Here is a 15,386-nt window from a genome sequence, read left to right as displayed (position 1 = left end):
TCTTTAACCTAAATATTAAGATACTGCCTCAAAATGCAGTGACTTAATTTATTTGTCTTATTTTCCAAAAAGTATAGGTAAGGAATATTGTTTTCCTTCCATTAAATCATATTGTATCAGTTTGTAGTCTGCTAAAAGCTGTTTCTCATCATCTGTAAGGCTTGTCTTCACATTACCCTTTGAATCTACCTGAACACTTGATTTGAGGCCCGGGATTGTTTGTTTTATATCATCAAGCATTGTGTAATATGGATTTAGAGGCTTATTTAACATATCAAATAAGGTTACCCCTAAAAATGAAGGACTTATAGTTTTTAGATCAGTCTTTTGTAAACCAAAATTTGAATATATAAGTAATGGTGTTTCTGACAATGCTTTTTCATTAGCTAAGGCATTGCTCCCTGTACCAAATTTTGCAGTATTATATATTGAATTAGATAATGCAGGTAGATGGTCACCGAAGAAGACTACTATGGTAGGCCTGTCCATCTTTGCTAAGCCATCAAACAAGGTTTTCATTGCCTCATCTGTAGATTTTATGCCTTGGGTATAAGTTTCTAGCTCGTTTGTATCTGCTGCAGTGCTTAAACCTGAAACTGTCACAGTATTTTGAGGATATTTTCCCTCATTAAACGGAAAATGGTTTTGCATTGTTACTGCGTGGATAAAGGTTGGTTTACTGCTTTGATTTAATTGATATAATATTTCATTTACTACAGATTGGTCTGAAATATATCCTCCAGGAACCTGAGTATCTTGATATTTCATATCGGTATCACCAATAAATTTATCAAAGCCTAAGGTTTTATATGCCACATCTCTTTTATAAAATATTTTTTCATAAGCATGAATAGCAAGAGTGTTATAATTTTGCTGCTTTAATATACTTACAATGGAAGGTACGAATTTTTCCTTATCCATGGCTTGCTGGTAGGGTATAGTTCCAGCAATGTTATTGTACATCGAAAATCCAGTAAGAGCTTCATACTCGGTATTTGCAGTACCCCCACCAAAAACCGGTGATAAAAGATAGCCTGAAGAATTACTTGCCATTTCAGTTCTTATATTTTGCATTGGATCTTCACTGAAGCTTAGGGAGGTCATTCTTGTAGGATCCCAAAAGGCTTCGTCCATAATATAAATTATATTTGGCTGCAGGCTACCTTCTGAAGTTTTAGCTGCATTTAGCTTGTCTGCTTCCTGCTTATATTTTTCTGCTACCTTTGTTACTTCTGCTTCGCTGTAATTAGTCGGCTTTTCCATAACATCACTTTTAATATTAGATAAAAGACCAAACATAAAACCATTTTCATCGTAGTTCTCACGTTGGTCCCAGAGAACTTCTGATACTCCAGATTTTATATAATACTTATTAATAAAGGTGTTTTTATAATTCACAAAAGTATATATGAAAAATAAAGATATTAATGTTAGTAAAATTCTTGAAGGTAACTTAAGGGGTTTATTCTTGGGCAATAGTTTTACTATGAATTTAATAATAGTAAATACTATTATAATTCCAATAATAAGCAAAACAATAAATTTCCCTCCAAGCATACTAAGTATAGTGCTTGCATTCTTAATTTCAAGGAAATCCACAGGATATATTGGTGCTCCAAGGATTTTTAACTTCTCAATGTTTGCAAATGCAGTAATTCCAAATAAAAGAAAGCATAAAATTATGCCTTTATTATAATTTCCAATTAGAGCTGTGAAAAATAAGTAAATAAAGAATATAAATGCTGTGCTTATTGCAAAGGTGCCAGCATTCATTGCAATCCAACTAATTGTCTGAGGGAAATTCCCTAGCCTTTCTGTAATTTCAAATATAAAACTTGATATTAATGCCATAGTAATACATAATTCAATAACTACTAAAACGGATTTTTCATCCTTTATCTTTTTTAATAGATTCTTCATTAATTTTGTCCTCCTTTTATTGAATAGTAAGTAATATACTATGTATTCATATAAAAGGTCCTATTTATGACCCACTTAAAACTTTATATTTTTTTTGTGACAGTGATGTTTTCATTTTGTTAATAAACTATTAACTTTAGATAAGTTATTACTTTTATGAGTAGAAATAAATTCAATTATTAAAATCGCTAATTCATATCTCATATGATTGCTTTTTGAATATATAATTTTATTAAGGTAATAATAAAACAAAATTCACTTCAGGGAGGCACTTTATGAGCAAGAATAACGATAAGACAATAGGCTCTAGTACTGGTTCTAAATCAGATACTAAAAGCAGAAATCCTCAAAAGGACAATAGAGACAAGGAAAGTAGTAAATCTAAAATAAAATAATACAAAATTAAGGAGAGAGGGTTCTCTCCTTTTTTATTTAGAGATTTATACCTGAATTAAAGTAATTATTTGTTATTGCCACAATTCTTAAAGAGAGCCTCAATTTAATAAAAAAGTAATTATAAAAATTTATTATACTTTCTTCAGCTTGTATTTTATTTTTTTATATTAGTTAAATTTGAAATATAAATATGATAAATTAGTATTGCATAAAAAAGATAGTGTTTAGTAAGCTATGAAAAAGTTTATTAGATGAAGTTATAAATCTGGACATCTTAAAAACAGGGGGATTAAAAAATTGAAAAAAGAAATAAGCATTAAAAAAATTAAAAGTGAAGCTGAAGAATTATATAGAAAAGGGGATTTTTTTGTTCTGAAGCAATTGTAAGTGCCATAAAAAATAATTTTGAATTAGATATGCCTGATGAAATGATAGCTATGGCCTCAGGATTTCCTATAGGAATTGGCAAGTCAAAATGTGTTTGCGGTGCTGTATCAGGCGGTGTAATGTGTTTAGGTTATTTCTTTGGAAGGACAAAAGGCGGAGATACAAAAATTCAAAAGACCTTTGCCCTTGCAAATGAGTTACAGGAGAGCTTTAAAAACAATCATAAAGTGTTATGCTGTAAGGTCCTTACCCATGGTATGGACATGGCTTCAGGGGAGCATAAAGAGCAATGTATTTCCTTTACAGGTGAAATAGCTGAAAAAACTGCTGAGATTATAGTTAGAGAACTTGGCCTTATAAATACTGATGATTATGAGGTTTAATAATAATGAAAAATGTAATTAAAAAAGTGCCAATACCACTAGCAGGGTTAATGTTAGCCTTTGCTACAGCAGGTAACCTTGTTCAATCCTATGGAGCAGTTTACAGAAATATTTTCGGAAGTATAGCTGCTTTATTATTACTTCTACTTTTAATAAAGCTAGTAACTTACCCAATGGACATAATTGAACATCTTCAAAATCCAATAGTAGCAAGTGTTTCGCCTACCTTTGCAATGGGTTTAATGATTTTATCCACATATTTAAAACCTTATTTTCCAAAAGCAGCTTTTGGAATGTGGGTTATGGGACTTATATTAAATATAATTTTAATTATCTATTTTACAAAGAAATTTATTTTTAACTTTAATATACAAAGGCTTTTTCCAAGCTATTTTATAGTTTATGTCGGTATTGTTGCTGCAAGTGTAACTGCTCCAGCCTATAACCAAAATATCATTGGACAAGCAGTATTTTGGTTTGGTTTTGCGCTATACTTATTACTGCTTCCAATAGTAATATATAGGGTATTTGTAGTTAAGTCTATTCCTGAACCTGCTATGCCTACTATTGCTATAATGGCTGCTCCTGCAAGCCTTTGCCTTACTGGATACCTAGCATGCTTTCAGGCTAAAGATTTCAGTATAGTGGTTTTCTTAGGTATATTATCCTTTATAATGTTTCTTGGTGTGCTTTTGTATTTACCAAAACTCTTAAAGCTTAAATTTTATCCAAGCTTTTCTTCCTTTACTTTTCCACTTGCTATAAGTGCAGTTGCCATGAAACAAACTAATGCGTATTTACTAAAGCTTCATAAAACTTTATATTTATTAAATTATGTAGTTAAATTTCAAGAGATACTGACTATAGTGATTGTTTTATATGTTTTAATTAAGTATTTACAATTTCTTTTTATTGAATAATGTGACAGAGGGACGTTTCTTGCGGCTCATCTAAATGTCAAGAAGACCTTTGCCTTAGAAATACGATTGGCATCCATATGAGTAAGTAATACCTCATGTGGATGCCATTATATTTTACTTTTTATTTAAGTCTTCAATAGCCTTTTTTATTTTGTCTGCATCTTTAACATAACTAGTGGCCTTTGTCCACAACTCTTTTGAAGGAATTATTCTTTCGATGGCCGTGTAAGATTGTTTTACTAAAGGAATGTTCACAAGATTTGTACTTTGAACGGACATTAGTATAAGCCAGCAAACTGCAAGAAAAGCTATTATTTTTATTACGCTGCTTATAACCTTTATTAAAACATAAATAGCAATTATGGCGACTATTATTAAAATTATTGTATTAGTTGTTATATGAGGTAATTGTTGATTGATTAGATTATTCACATCTGGCATTTACTCATCTCCTTTTTGAGGCTCATAAAATATCATCATTTTTTCAATAGCTTGTTTACATTTCTTAGATTAATCTTGCTAAAACTATAAACATTTTTAACAGCTATATACTAGATTTTCTTTATTAGTCTTCTAATTATTATGGTCGAAATGGGTTATATTCCGTAAAACTGATAAATGTCCATTTAGGATTAGTTCCCCTTATACCATTGTACTTAAATCTTAAGTATAAAGGAAGTCCATCTATTAATTTGTTTGGTATTATTAAATCATCAAATTGTTTTTTAGTCAATTGAATTTCTATGTCATTATTATTAATTCCATTAATATCTACAGATGGATTTTTCATGAGTATATAAAATTTATTTCCCTCTTGTACCTTTGTAACTTTCTCGTTATCAAATAAACCTAATGTATTTGTATCTACTCCTGATTTAGTATAGATTGTAACAGCATATTCTCCACCATATGTTGTACAATAATGAATAATCATTGATAAAATCAGTACGCCAATTAGTACAGCTGAAAGCTTTAATAATTTTTTAGATTTCCCCGTTTCCCCAAACATAAAAACCTCCATAATAAGTGTCATATATTATATTTTAACATGTCATTGAAATAATTACCAACTGCTTTACTATATAATTGCTTTTATTATAATACTGAAATATAAGCAAATGAAAACAGCAGTAATATCTTTTTCTGATATTGCTGCTGTTAAATCAGTAGGGACAGTCCCCAGTGATTAAGTAATTTTATGCTAAGCATAAAACTTTTTATATTGTTTTTCTAATCTGTAAAAACCAATAATGCTTATTGCGTTGTCTTGTACAAGTTTCTTAATTGCCTCTTCATCCTCCTTATTATATTTGATGGAGACACCGCAGGACACAGTGAGTTCTCTTGGAGTAGGAACAATAACGTATTTTATTTTTTCCTTCCTAAGAAGTCCTTCCAGTGCTAGTCCATAGGTGTATGAGGGAAAGAGAATATAGTATTCTACTTTTTTATCCATAGGCTTTAAAGCATCTCTAAGAAAGCTTCTACTCTTGTTTTTATTTGGCCAGCATCCTCTGCAGAATAGTCTGTTTCTATATTCATTATTGGAATTCCTGCAGCCTTTAATGCCTTTTCAACACTGTTATATTCTATTGCATAAGTATGGCAGAAGGATAGGTTTGAGTATATAACTCCATCAACCTTATATTCTTCTACATATTTCTTTATATCATCTATTCTTCCTGTATTAGGTGTAAAGCAAGCACAATTTATGTTTAAATATCTGTCAGCTAAATTATTTATTAAAGCTTCAATAGTATCTCCTTCTTCTGAAACCTGGTTTTCAAAATATCTTGTGCCTGTACAGGTTTCTTCCACTACTACCTCAGCAGGAAGATTTTCAATAATATCATGAAGCTTCCAATTTGGTAGAGCCATTGGAGTTCCCGTAATCATTATTCTTTTCTTGCCTTCACTCTTTAATGTCTTAGCTCTTTCTTCCAGTTCATCACAAAGGGCATTAACCTGCTGAATGAATCTTTCTGGATCATCATAAAAGGCAATTTGAGAAATAAGCAGTGCATCCTTACCACTAATTGGTGAAGGAGTATGCTTTCTAAAATCATAAAGCCTTTTAAGAGCACTTCTCTTTCTATTTACAAGCTTAATTGCCTTCTTTAAATTTTCTACAGTTATTTTATTTCCTGTTAGCTCTTCAACCTTTTCAATAAATATTTTAATTTCATCCATCCACATATTATAATCCTTATTCCTCTTCATTTGAGGAAGATCCATAACATGAACAGGAACATATTCATCAAGAATTTCCCAAGCCTTTTTCTTTCCATCGCAGGTTGTTTCCCCTATTATCATATCGCAGGATTGAAAATAAGGACAAGTTCCACTTACCTTAGCTCCTACAGCTGCTTTAATTAAAGGACACATGTTTCTTGGAAGCAGCTTTTCTCCATCCTCTACCCAAAATTGAGAACCTGCACAAAGGCCTACTGAAATAGCATTTGCAGCTAGTATAACTTCATCAGGCACAAATACACAGAAGGTTCCAAGTACCTTTCCTCCATTTTTCTTGTGCTTGTCTAATTCCTCTACTCTAAGGCCATGTACCTCAGAAACAACAAAATTAAAATAGTTCATTCCCTCTGGCCTATTTTCTTGACTTAAGTAAACAGAACCATACATTTCTGGTAGTACAGCACAAAGTTGATCATGCTTCTCTAAATCCATGTTTAAATTTTTCCAAAGTTCTCTGTAATCACCCATTGATAAAACCCCCTATTGTTTAATTTATAATATTGAATTGTTATTAATTGTCAATTTGCTTGCAATAAGCGCTGCGCCTATTGCTCCTGCATATCTGCCTAGCTTGTGAGTATTAATTTGTACGCCAAGCTTTTTAGAAAGGCTTGCTATTATGGCATTATTATCGCAAAGTCCACCAGTTAGAAAATAATTATTTGCAAAGCCATGTTTTTGGGACAGTGACTTCACCTTAGAACTTATAGATTCTATAACGCCAAAGGCTATATTCTCTCTTTTTTCACCATTTCCTATAAGACTTATAACTTCAGATTCTGCAAAGACAGTGCACATAGAGCTAATTGAAGTTGAACTCCCTTTTTTGGAAAGTTCACTTAATTCATCTATTGATAAACCTAAAGTTCCTGACATAAGCTCAAGAAACCTTCCAGTACCAGCAGCACATTTATCATTCATAGTGAAATTCATTATGTTTCCAGCCTCAATACTTATTATCTTTGTATCCTGACCTCCTATATCAATAACAATACCATTTTCTCCAAAGAGATAATAAGCCCCTTTCCCATGGCAGGTTATTTCTGTCACAGTTTTATTTGCATAAGGTACAGAAACCCTTCCATAGCCTGTAGCAACAATTAAGGCATTATCAAAGTATCCATATTTTGTTAAGGATTTCTTAATGTTTTCTGCAGTTTCAATACTGCTCCAGCCGGTTGGAAGTATAAAGTACTTAATAATTTCTCCATTTTCCATAACAACTGCTTTAGAAGCAGTAGAACCTATATCTATACCAATGTAATACATCTTATTTCCTCTTTTAAAAATTAATCCTCAAAGTGCAGTGTACAATTAAATTATATGCACTAATTTACCTAATTTCTAATTGAAAGATTTTATAGACGCTTATTTAACTATTAAAAAAATTGATAATTGAAATTTTAATAAAATAATAACTTAAACTATTGGTTAAATTAAGCTTAAAAGGGGTGTGAATATGTTTAAAAAAATCACTGCTTGCTGCCTTATAGCTTTGACTTTGTCTACATTCAAATTAGAAAATATTTATGCAGCTGAGAGAATCGTACTTAAAAGTTTACAGTCTAATGTATGGCACCAGAATATTTACTTAATCGCTAATAGGTTAAGCTGGATAAATTATGAGAATTTCACTGTTCAAATTGGTGATAGGGGTGAATATTTTTACAACTTTCCAAATTGGCACCATGGAAAATACGAACCTGCATTATATAGAGAGGATATTAACGGTGATACTTTTGAAGATGTTATTGTAATACTAAATAACAATGAGGCTGTCCCAGGAAAGCCTTTTAGGGATATTCATATTCTAAATCAGTATCATGACTCATACAGAAGATATGAGGAGGCAGCATTAGAGTCAATAGAATCCACAATTAGTCGCGATATAAAATTGAAGCAGCATGGAGGTAAAGTGACAGTTCTTGCAGGTAAAAATAAATATAACCTTGATATTTCTAAATTTAACTATGCAAAGCCTCATGATCCCTATGCAGATATTAGATCTGTAGAATACACTATAGAAAATAATAAATTATCTGCTGATATCAGTGTTTATGTGTTAAGAGATGAAAGTGATTTTGGGGGTTTAATTGGTTATATTGGCATTGATTATTCCTGGGATGGTAAAATGTATAAACCAAAAACACTAGTATTTAATCCCACTATCCCCCCCGCACCCTTATAAAAGATTTCATAGAAATTTGTTAAGAGAATTATGTACATCAAAAGAGCTGAAGTCATTAGTGACTTCAGCTCTATTTAGTGTCAAAGTATGTAAAGATTAAACTTCAAAATCCACAGCTGCTGATCCTTCAAGCATTGGCTTAAGCTTTGCCAGCACCTCATTCACATGGTAGGGATGAACTTGGTATTTATCCATGTCCTCTTGATTATCAAATCTAGTAATAAGAGCTAAATCATAGGAACGTCCAGTATGAAGCAGATCCACACCAACTTCCAGCTCTTTAAGCTCTGGAATTTTTCCTTCCATGGCAAGCAAAAGCTTCTTTCCTTCCTCTGCATGCTGCAGTTTTGGTTCAGTAAATTTGAAAAACACAATATGTGTAAACATGGTTTTAGCCTCCTTATTAAATCTATAATTTATATCTTCTGAAAATAGGACAAGCAAATATGCCACAAGTAACGTCCCCGTGCCACATCCCCCTATTTCCTCAGCACCTTTGCTGACAACAGGGCCTTTCCAACAAGTTCGCTTTTATTGTCCAGCATGGTAATTTCAACTTTACAGAAGCTTCTTCCCATATCAATGATTTCAGAGAAAATCTCAATGTGGCTATCTATTTGTACTGGCTTAACGAAGTATGTAGAAATGCTGTCTACTGAAATATTTATATTATTTCTTTGCCTTAAATTCATAATCCCCATGGTTGATAACAGCATATTTAAAGCGCTCCAGGAGGCTGTACCTATTGGATCTAACATCTCAGGAATTATTTTTCCCCAAAAGTGCATTTTTTCATCGCCATCTTCAAACTGGAAGTTTTTAAGTACTAGATCTTCAATTGTTTCTCCAACTTGAGGTTGTCTTGAGATGTACTGCAGGGCCTTAATTACATCATGTCTGCTTACTACACCAATAAGCCTTCTTCCATCCACTACAGGGCAAAGTTCAATGCCCTCCCAACCCATAATATGAGCAGTGTATGCAGCTGTAGTTTTTGGAGTAACATTTATAATTTGTTTTGTCATATACTTACTAATAAATTCATCATCATTAGCAGCACCAATTGGCATATCTTTTAAGGTAATAATTCCAACTACCTTCATTTCTGAATCTACAACTGGATAGCGCTCATGCTTTGTTTCATTTATAAGCTCTTTCCAGCGTGAAACTAAATCTGTATCCCTTAAATATACAGGTTCAGTTATCATAATATCTTCTACTAAAATAATATCCTTCTTAATTAAGCTCTCAGAAATGGCTTTATTAATCATACTTGCAATGGTAAAGGTATCATAGGAGGAGGATATTATAGGAAGGCATTTTTCATTTGCTAACCTTTTAACTTCCTCACTGCAGCCAAAGCCTCCTGTAATAAGCACCGCGCATTCATTTTCAAGGGCCAGCTTTTGTACCTTTTCCCTGTTTCCCACAATAACTAGACAGTTTGGGCTAATATATTTTGTTATAGCATCAAGGGTCATTGCTCCAATGATAAACTTGCTTAAGGTCTTGTGAATACCGTCTTTTCCGCCAAGTAAGGAGCCGTCAATAATATTTATTACTTCCCCATAGGTTAATGCCTCTATACTTTTCTTTTCTACCTTTTCTATTCTAACTGTGCCGACTCTTGGTATAGTCGTTACTATTCCTAGTGCATCACAATCTTTAATGGCACGATAAGCAGTACCGTCACTTACCCCCAAGGCATTAGCTATGCTTCTGACTGAGATTTTATTTCCAACCTCTAATGAAAGTATATACTTAATTATATCCTCATGCTTTGACATAATAATTACCTTCCCTCTCTCCTTAGTTCCTCTGCAATTTTCTCTATTTTTCTAAGTCTATGATTTACTCCGGATTTTCCAACTGGTGGATTTAATAATTCTCCTAATTCCTTTAAAGACTCATCAGGAAAGCTAAGTCTTAGCTCAGCTATTTCTCTTAAATTTTTGGGAAGTCTTTGAAGCCCTATTTCCTTTTCAATTAATTTTATGCTTTCTACCTGTCTAACTGCTGCATTTACAGTTTTGCTTAAATTAGCTGTTTCACAGTTTACAAGCCTGTTAACATTATTCCTCATTTCCTTCATTATTCTAACATTTTCTAGTTCAAGCAGGGATGTATGTGCACCAATAATATTAAGGAGATCAATTATTTGCTCACCTTCCTTAATATAAACTACATAACTTCCCTTTCTTTGAATAACCTTAGAAAAGAGTCCGTAAGTGTTAATGACCTCTGAAAGCTGCTCTGCATAATCAATATTATGAGTTACAAATTCAAGGTGGTAGGTCTTTTCTGGATTACTTATACTTCCGCCGCCTAAAAAAGCTCCTCTAATATATGCCTTTTTAGTGCTGTCTTTTGAAATAAAGTCCTTTGGGATTTCATAATCTAGGGATATTATTCCTTCTGTTTTGCTTAAAACCCCTACTTCCTTTAATAGATCCCTTACACCCATTTCCTCGGTAATAATAACCATATATATATTATTCTTCTTGAAGGAATTGCTTCTTTTTACAAAGAGATTTGTATGTATATTAAAAAATTGTTTTAAGAGTTTAAATACTCTTCTAGCTATAGATGGATTTTCTGTTGAAATTCTAAAACTAAGCTGTTTACTGCCCCCAAGGGACAAGGTGCCGCTTACCTTCATTATTGCTGAAAGCTCTGCTCTAGCTTCACTTTTAGTTATGTTTCCAATTCTGCAAATCTCACCTTTCACCTTCGCCGAAAATGACATAATTCTGCTCCTTTAAGTAGATAATAAGTTACATGAAATTAAACCATGAATTAATTATAAAGTATATACTTTAATGATATTTAATTCCCTTTGATTCCTTTAGTCTTTCAGATAGATAGAAGTATTCTATAATCTTCTTCTTATCAGATAATAATTGATTTTCCATTATGGTTTCTATTAATATTCCTGCTAATTTCTCTGAATCATGCCTAATTAGTCCATTTTGTACCTTTATAAGATCTCCAGCGATTATCTTAACATTTAAGGCAGCAATTTCCTTTTCATTAAGATTAACTAAGGTCGAACCCTCTTCAAGATATTTTTTCTCTAATTCTTTATTGATTCTACCATTGTTTACAACTACATAATCCACCATATCAGAACTGGTATGCTTAAATATCGCCTTTAAATGATCCTGCACACTAAAATCATCTGTTTCACCTGGCTGAGTCATTATATTTGAAACATATATTTTCAATGCCTTTGTTCTCTGTACAGCTCTTCCAATATCATCTATTAAAAGGTTTGGTATAACGCTAGTATAAAGGCTTCCTGGTCCAAGTATAATTGCATCTGCATCTTTTATAGCCTGCAGCGATTCATAAAGAGCCCTTGCGCTAGAAGGCTCTAAAAATATTTTATCTATGGGACTATTATTTTCTAGTGCAGCCACAGGTATTTTTGATTCACCCTCAATTACTTCGCCATTTTTAAGCTTTGCCTTAAGCACCACATTATCTAAGGTAACTGGAAGCACTTTACCTGTAACCGCTAAAACTGAACTCATCTTCTGGACAGCCTGTTCAAAATTAGAAGAAATTCCATCCATAGCAGCAAGAAACAAGTTTCCAAAGCTTTGGTTTTCAAGCCTGCCCCCAGTAAATCTATATTGAAGCAGCTCTTCCATTAATGGCTCTGTATCTGCCAGTGCAAGAATACAGTTTCTAATATCACCAGGAGGAAGTATTCCTAAATCCTCTCTTAGATCCCCAGAGCCGCCGCCATCATCTGCAACTGTAACAATAGCAGTAATATTACTTGTATAATACTTAAGACCTCTAAGCATTGTAGATAGTCCAGTTCCTCCGCCGATTGCCACAATCTTAGGCCCTTTTACTAATAGCCTTTTTTCATAAATTAAATTCTCCAGTTTCTTTGAATCCAAAGAAACATTAATATAACCCTTATTTATTAAGAAAATAAAGGATTTCATGCCTTGTGATACCGCTAAATACAGCAAAAAGGCGCCTGCCAACATTAAGAAAACATAAAAAGAAATATAATAAGCACTATACCATCTATGTTGAATCCATTCTACAAGTCCGAAGGCTATCATTAATATTCCAAGGGCTCCAAGCATAACCCATCTTTTAACTTTAATTCCAGGTTTAAGCCAGTCAATAAACCTCATAGCTTCATTCCACCTCTGTTAATATCTTCATTAATATCCCTATGGTCTATTGTTACCTTATGACCTTTAGCTTTAAGCCTATTATATACTTCATTAGCTATGGCTACTGATCTATGCCTGCCGCCGGTACAGCCTATTGAAATAATAAGCTGTCTCTTACCTTCCTTTAAATAATTTGGTATGAGAAATTCCACCATATCTTGAAGCTTATTAATGAAACTGTTTGTAACCTCAAAGTTAAACACGTAATCCCTAACTTCCTTGTCATTTCCCGAAAATACCTTAAGTTCAGGTATATAGAAAGGATTCGGCAAAAATCTAACATCAAAAACCAAATCTGAATCTACCGGAATTCCATACTTAAATCCAAAAGAAAGTACAGTAATCATAAGCTCGTTTTCAATCTGTCCTTCCTCAGAATATATGGAAGTAAGCTTTTCTCTAAGCTCTCTAGTTGCAAGCTTTGTTGTGTCGATTATATTATTAGCCCTATCCTTCACTTCCTTAAGTCTATTTCTCTCCTTAATAATGCCATTAAGAATTCTTCCGTCTGGTGCTAAAGGATGTTTCCTTCTAGATTCCTTGAATCTTTTAATTATTGTTTCATCGCTTGCATCTAAAAATAATATTTCATAGCTTAAGTCCTGTTCCTTCAAATAATTTAAGCTTACAAATAAATCGTCAAAGAATTGTCCGCCTCTAATATCTATAACTAATGCTATTTTATCTATTTTGCCTTCCGTTTGGTAGCAAGCTTCTGCAAACTTAGGTATTAAGGTAGCAGGTAAATTATCTACGCAAAAGTACCCCAAATCTTCTAAACATCTAATAGCTTGTGTTTTACCGGCCCCTGATAGTCCTGTTACTATTACAAAACGCATAACTTACCTCCGATTATATAAAATGAGTAAAAATAATTATGAATTTTAATAATTCCAAAGTTTTATTTTCTATTTTTAATAAATAAAATAAAACAATAACCTCTAATCTATTATTTAATTATTAACTTTATAGTACAGTTTTATTATTAAATTATAACACAAATTAATGTATTGTTTAATTATTATAATTTAAATATATACTTAAAATATTAAGCTTTCACCTCTTTACATTTCTCTTCTTTTAACCGATTTTCTTCATTAACTGATAATATCTTAACTACATACATAACTATGGTAGCTATAACAGCTATTATAAATGTCAATGACCATATATAATTCAGTCCAAAACTGTCTATGAACTTTCCAGCTAGGGATGTGCCAAGGGCACCTCCAATACTCCAGCTTAACCCTCCAACTGCGTTAAAACTTGCTCTATAGTTACTTGGGCTGTTATTTGATATGTAAACTCCAAAACTAGTAGTAACTAATATTTCACCTATTGTCCAAATTACTGTGGATAATACAAATAGAGCGAAATTATGTATAATTCCTATCATACCAAATCCTATTGCATATAGTATTCCCGCAATGATTATCTTTGTAAGAGCATGAAACTTATGAGTTAAGCTTGTTATTGCTACAGTTAAAAATATTACTGTAAAGGCATTTATACTCATAAGATAACCAAATCTTGTTGAGCCATCTAATTTATATATATCACCCATGGTAATTGGTAATGAGAATCTGTGCTGAGTATATACAAAACAGTAGGCTATATATACTACTAAAAAGATACATAAATAGGGCCTTTTAGCAAAGGCTCTTATAACGCCGCCTTTTTCTTCTTTTTCAAATTGTCTAATTACCTTATTGTGGGATGGATTAGTTTCCTCTACATAAAGTGCAATAAGTATAACAGCTAATAAAGAAGTTAAGGCATCACCTATAAATAACATAGGAAGCATATTTTTAAATAAAATTCCTGCCACAATTGGTCCTAAGGACACACCTATATTCGTTCCTAAATATTGCAGCGAAAAACCAAGCTGTCTCTGCTTAGGTGGAAGAACATCTGCTACTATAGCGCTTAATGCAGGTCTAATAAATCCAGTGAAAAATGCATTAATCATTAGACAGGTAACTATAATAACAGGATTCTTAAATACTGCACAAGGCAGCAAAGAAATAGCAGCAATACTTTGAGACCATAAATAAGTCTTTCTTCTTCCCAGACTGTCTGCTGTCTTTCCGCCAATCAATGAGGCAGGAATGCCTATAAGTATATTTGCTGTAACAATGATTCCAGATATCCCAGCGGATAATCCAATTTTTTGTGTTAAATACAGAGTTAGAAATGGTACCACAAAGTCACCGAATCTATTAATTATTTGTGCAATAAATAAAATATAAATACTTTTGGGTAGCCCCCTATAAGTTTTAAAAATTTTGAGCATAGATATTCCCCCTCATCACATGGTAATTTTATCATATTAATAAAAGAGATTAAATAAAAAAGTCCACCATCTAAGGTGAACTGCAATAATTAGATTCTTTTACTGATAAAACCACTTCGTGGGCAATAGAAAAGTCCATGGTATTGTGATAATGGCAATAGTATTATTGGATAAAATTGAAATTTTTGATAATATTTATTTGTTTGTTTTTAATAAATATATTAAACTTTTCATATAGATGTGTAATTAAAGTTTATCTATTTAATGAATATAGTTAAACCACTAAGCTGCATATCTAAATATATTATAAAGTGAAAAAGGCAAACCATGGGAAACCATGAGACGCAAAGCCAAGGGCCTGAACCACGAATATTTTTACGTGGATGGCAGCCGGTTGCCACAAGAGCATAGTTTTTTAGATTGTGTATCTTGTTTACGATTCATTTT

At 32.4% G+C, this 15,386-nt stretch carries 15 protein-coding genes and 1 riboswitch; of the genes, 3 read left to right on the top strand and 12 right to left on the bottom strand.

Annotated features, from left to right (window positions below; translation table 11 throughout):
- Nucleotides 1–57 precede the first annotated feature (57 nt).
- Nucleotides 58–1,920, bottom strand: coding sequence for an LTA synthase family protein (locus ACJDUG_RS09890; RefSeq protein ID WP_406769733.1), 1,863 nt, complete (start codon nucleotides 1,918–1,920; stop codon nucleotides 58–60).
- Nucleotides 1,921–2,732: 812 nt separating this feature from the next.
- Between ACJDUG_RS09890 and ACJDUG_RS09885 the strand changes: the two genes are divergently transcribed.
- A complete protein-coding gene (locus ACJDUG_RS09885; protein ID WP_406769732.1) occupies nucleotides 2,733–3,086 on the top strand; it encodes a C-GCAxxG-C-C family (seleno)protein in 354 nt (117 codons plus the stop codon).
- A gap of 5 nt (nucleotides 3,087–3,091) precedes the next feature.
- A complete protein-coding gene (locus ACJDUG_RS09880) occupies nucleotides 3,092–4,006 on the top strand; it encodes a TDT family transporter (RefSeq protein WP_406769731.1) in 915 nt (304 codons plus the stop codon).
- Nucleotides 4,007–4,120: 114 nt separating this feature from the next.
- On the opposite strand, the gene ACJDUG_RS09875 is transcribed toward ACJDUG_RS09880, so the two are convergent.
- From ACJDUG_RS09875 to ACJDUG_RS09855, 5 genes are all read right to left on the bottom strand, one after another.
- The gene (locus ACJDUG_RS09875; RefSeq protein WP_406769730.1) at nucleotides 4,121–4,447 is read right to left on the bottom strand and encodes a hypothetical protein; all 327 of its coding nucleotides are present in this window, start codon (nucleotides 4,445–4,447) and stop codon (nucleotides 4,121–4,123) included.
- 139 nt (nucleotides 4,448–4,586) lie between these two features.
- Nucleotides 4,587–5,015 (bottom strand): hypothetical protein, encoded by a 429-nt coding sequence (locus tag ACJDUG_RS09870; RefSeq protein WP_406769729.1) that lies wholly within the window; start codon nucleotides 5,013–5,015, stop codon nucleotides 4,587–4,589.
- A gap of 192 nt (nucleotides 5,016–5,207) precedes the next feature.
- Entirely contained in the window at nucleotides 5,208–5,462 is a 255-nt protein-coding gene (locus ACJDUG_RS09865) for a putative Se/S carrier protein (RefSeq protein ID WP_406769728.1), read from the bottom strand.
- Between the two features lie 5 nt (nucleotides 5,463–5,467).
- Nucleotides 5,468–6,727: a double-cubane-cluster-containing anaerobic reductase gene (locus ACJDUG_RS09860; protein WP_406769727.1), complete on the bottom strand. Its 1,260-nt coding sequence runs from the start codon at nucleotides 6,725–6,727 to the stop codon at nucleotides 5,468–5,470.
- A gap of 24 nt (nucleotides 6,728–6,751) precedes the next feature.
- Nucleotides 6,752–7,528 (bottom strand): acyl-CoA dehydratase activase, encoded by a 777-nt coding sequence (locus tag ACJDUG_RS09855; protein WP_406769726.1) that lies wholly within the window; start codon nucleotides 7,526–7,528, stop codon nucleotides 6,752–6,754.
- A 190-nt stretch (nucleotides 7,529–7,718) separates the two neighbouring features.
- On the opposite strand from ACJDUG_RS09855, the gene ACJDUG_RS09850 reads away from it, so the two are divergent.
- A complete protein-coding gene (locus ACJDUG_RS09850) occupies nucleotides 7,719–8,447 on the top strand; it encodes a hypothetical protein (RefSeq protein ID WP_406769725.1) in 729 nt (242 codons plus the stop codon).
- Between the two features lie 96 nt (nucleotides 8,448–8,543).
- On the opposite strand, the gene ACJDUG_RS09845 is transcribed toward ACJDUG_RS09850, so the two are convergent.
- The 6 genes from ACJDUG_RS09845 to ACJDUG_RS09820 form a co-directional block, all read right to left on the bottom strand.
- Nucleotides 8,544–8,834, bottom strand: a complete 291-nt coding sequence (locus ACJDUG_RS09845) for a Dabb family protein (RefSeq protein ID WP_406769724.1) — start codon at nucleotides 8,832–8,834, stop codon at nucleotides 8,544–8,546.
- Nucleotides 8,835–8,926: 92 nt separating this feature from the next.
- A complete protein-coding gene (locus tag ACJDUG_RS09840) occupies nucleotides 8,927–10,234 on the bottom strand; it encodes a DRTGG domain-containing protein (RefSeq protein ID WP_406769723.1) in 1,308 nt (435 codons plus the stop codon).
- A gap of 5 nt (nucleotides 10,235–10,239) precedes the next feature.
- Complete coding sequence (whiA, locus tag ACJDUG_RS09835) at nucleotides 10,240–11,193, bottom strand: DNA-binding protein WhiA (protein ID WP_406769722.1); 954 nt, start codon at nucleotides 11,191–11,193, stop codon at nucleotides 10,240–10,242.
- A 70-nt stretch (nucleotides 11,194–11,263) separates the two neighbouring features.
- The gene (locus ACJDUG_RS09830; protein ID WP_406769721.1) at nucleotides 11,264–12,604 is read right to left on the bottom strand and encodes a gluconeogenesis factor YvcK family protein; all 1,341 of its coding nucleotides are present in this window, start codon (nucleotides 12,602–12,604) and stop codon (nucleotides 11,264–11,266) included.
- A complete protein-coding gene (gene rapZ, locus ACJDUG_RS09825; RefSeq protein WP_406769720.1) occupies nucleotides 12,601–13,485 on the bottom strand; it encodes an RNase adapter RapZ in 885 nt (294 codons plus the stop codon). Before rapZ ends, ACJDUG_RS09830 begins: the two co-directional genes overlap by 4 nt.
- Nucleotides 13,486–13,694: 209 nt before the next feature.
- Entirely contained in the window at nucleotides 13,695–14,939 is a 1,245-nt protein-coding gene (locus ACJDUG_RS09820; RefSeq protein WP_406769719.1) for an MDR family MFS transporter, read from the bottom strand.
- Between the two features lie 309 nt (nucleotides 14,940–15,248).
- Nucleotides 15,249–15,341: riboswitch (cyclic di-GMP riboswitch) on the top strand.
- Nucleotides 15,342–15,386: the final 45 nt, after the last annotated feature.

The sequence above is a fragment of the Candidatus Clostridium stratigraminis genome, from assembly GCF_045310675.1.
Taxonomy (GTDB): Bacteria; Bacillota; Clostridia; order Clostridiales; family Clostridiaceae; genus Clostridium_AT; species Clostridium_AT stratigraminis.
Note: the sequence above shows the minus strand (reverse complement) of the source record. Positions and strands in the feature narration are given on the sequence as shown.

Coding starts and splice junctions, on each gene's coding strand:
- ACJDUG_RS09890 (WP_406769733.1), bottom strand. CDS start 1,920: ATGAAGAATCTATTAAAAAAGATAAAGGATGAAAAATCCGTTTTAGTA.
- ACJDUG_RS09885 (WP_406769732.1), top strand. CDS start 2,733: ATGCCTGATGAAATGATAGCTATGGCCTCAGGATTTCCTATAGGAATT.
- ACJDUG_RS09880 (WP_406769731.1), top strand. CDS start 3,092: ATGAAAAATGTAATTAAAAAAGTGCCAATACCACTAGCAGGGTTAATG.
- ACJDUG_RS09875 (WP_406769730.1), bottom strand. CDS start 4,447: ATGCCAGATGTGAATAATCTAATCAATCAACAATTACCTCATATAACA.
- ACJDUG_RS09870 (WP_406769729.1), bottom strand. CDS start 5,015: ATGTTTGGGGAAACGGGGAAATCTAAAAAATTATTAAAGCTTTCAGCT.
- ACJDUG_RS09865 (WP_406769728.1), bottom strand. CDS start 5,462: ATGGATAAAAAAGTAGAATACTATATTCTCTTTCCCTCATACACCTAT.
- ACJDUG_RS09860 (WP_406769727.1), bottom strand. CDS start 6,727: ATGGGTGATTACAGAGAACTTTGGAAAAATTTAAACATGGATTTAGAG.
- ACJDUG_RS09855 (WP_406769726.1), bottom strand. CDS start 7,528: ATGTATTACATTGGTATAGATATAGGTTCTACTGCTTCTAAAGCAGTT.
- ACJDUG_RS09850 (WP_406769725.1), top strand. CDS start 7,719: ATGTTTAAAAAAATCACTGCTTGCTGCCTTATAGCTTTGACTTTGTCT.
- ACJDUG_RS09845 (WP_406769724.1), bottom strand. CDS start 8,834: ATGTTTACACATATTGTGTTTTTCAAATTTACTGAACCAAAACTGCAG.
- ACJDUG_RS09840 (WP_406769723.1), bottom strand. CDS start 10,234: ATGTCAAAGCATGAGGATATAATTAAGTATATACTTTCATTAGAGGTT.
- whiA (WP_406769722.1), bottom strand. CDS start 11,193: ATGTCATTTTCGGCGAAGGTGAAAGGTGAGATTTGCAGAATTGGAAAC.
- ACJDUG_RS09830 (WP_406769721.1), bottom strand. CDS start 12,604: ATGAGGTTTATTGACTGGCTTAAACCTGGAATTAAAGTTAAAAGATGG.
- rapZ (WP_406769720.1), bottom strand. CDS start 13,485: ATGCGTTTTGTAATAGTAACAGGACTATCAGGGGCCGGTAAAACACAA.
- ACJDUG_RS09820 (WP_406769719.1), bottom strand. CDS start 14,939: ATGCTCAAAATTTTTAAAACTTATAGGGGGCTACCCAAAAGTATTTAT.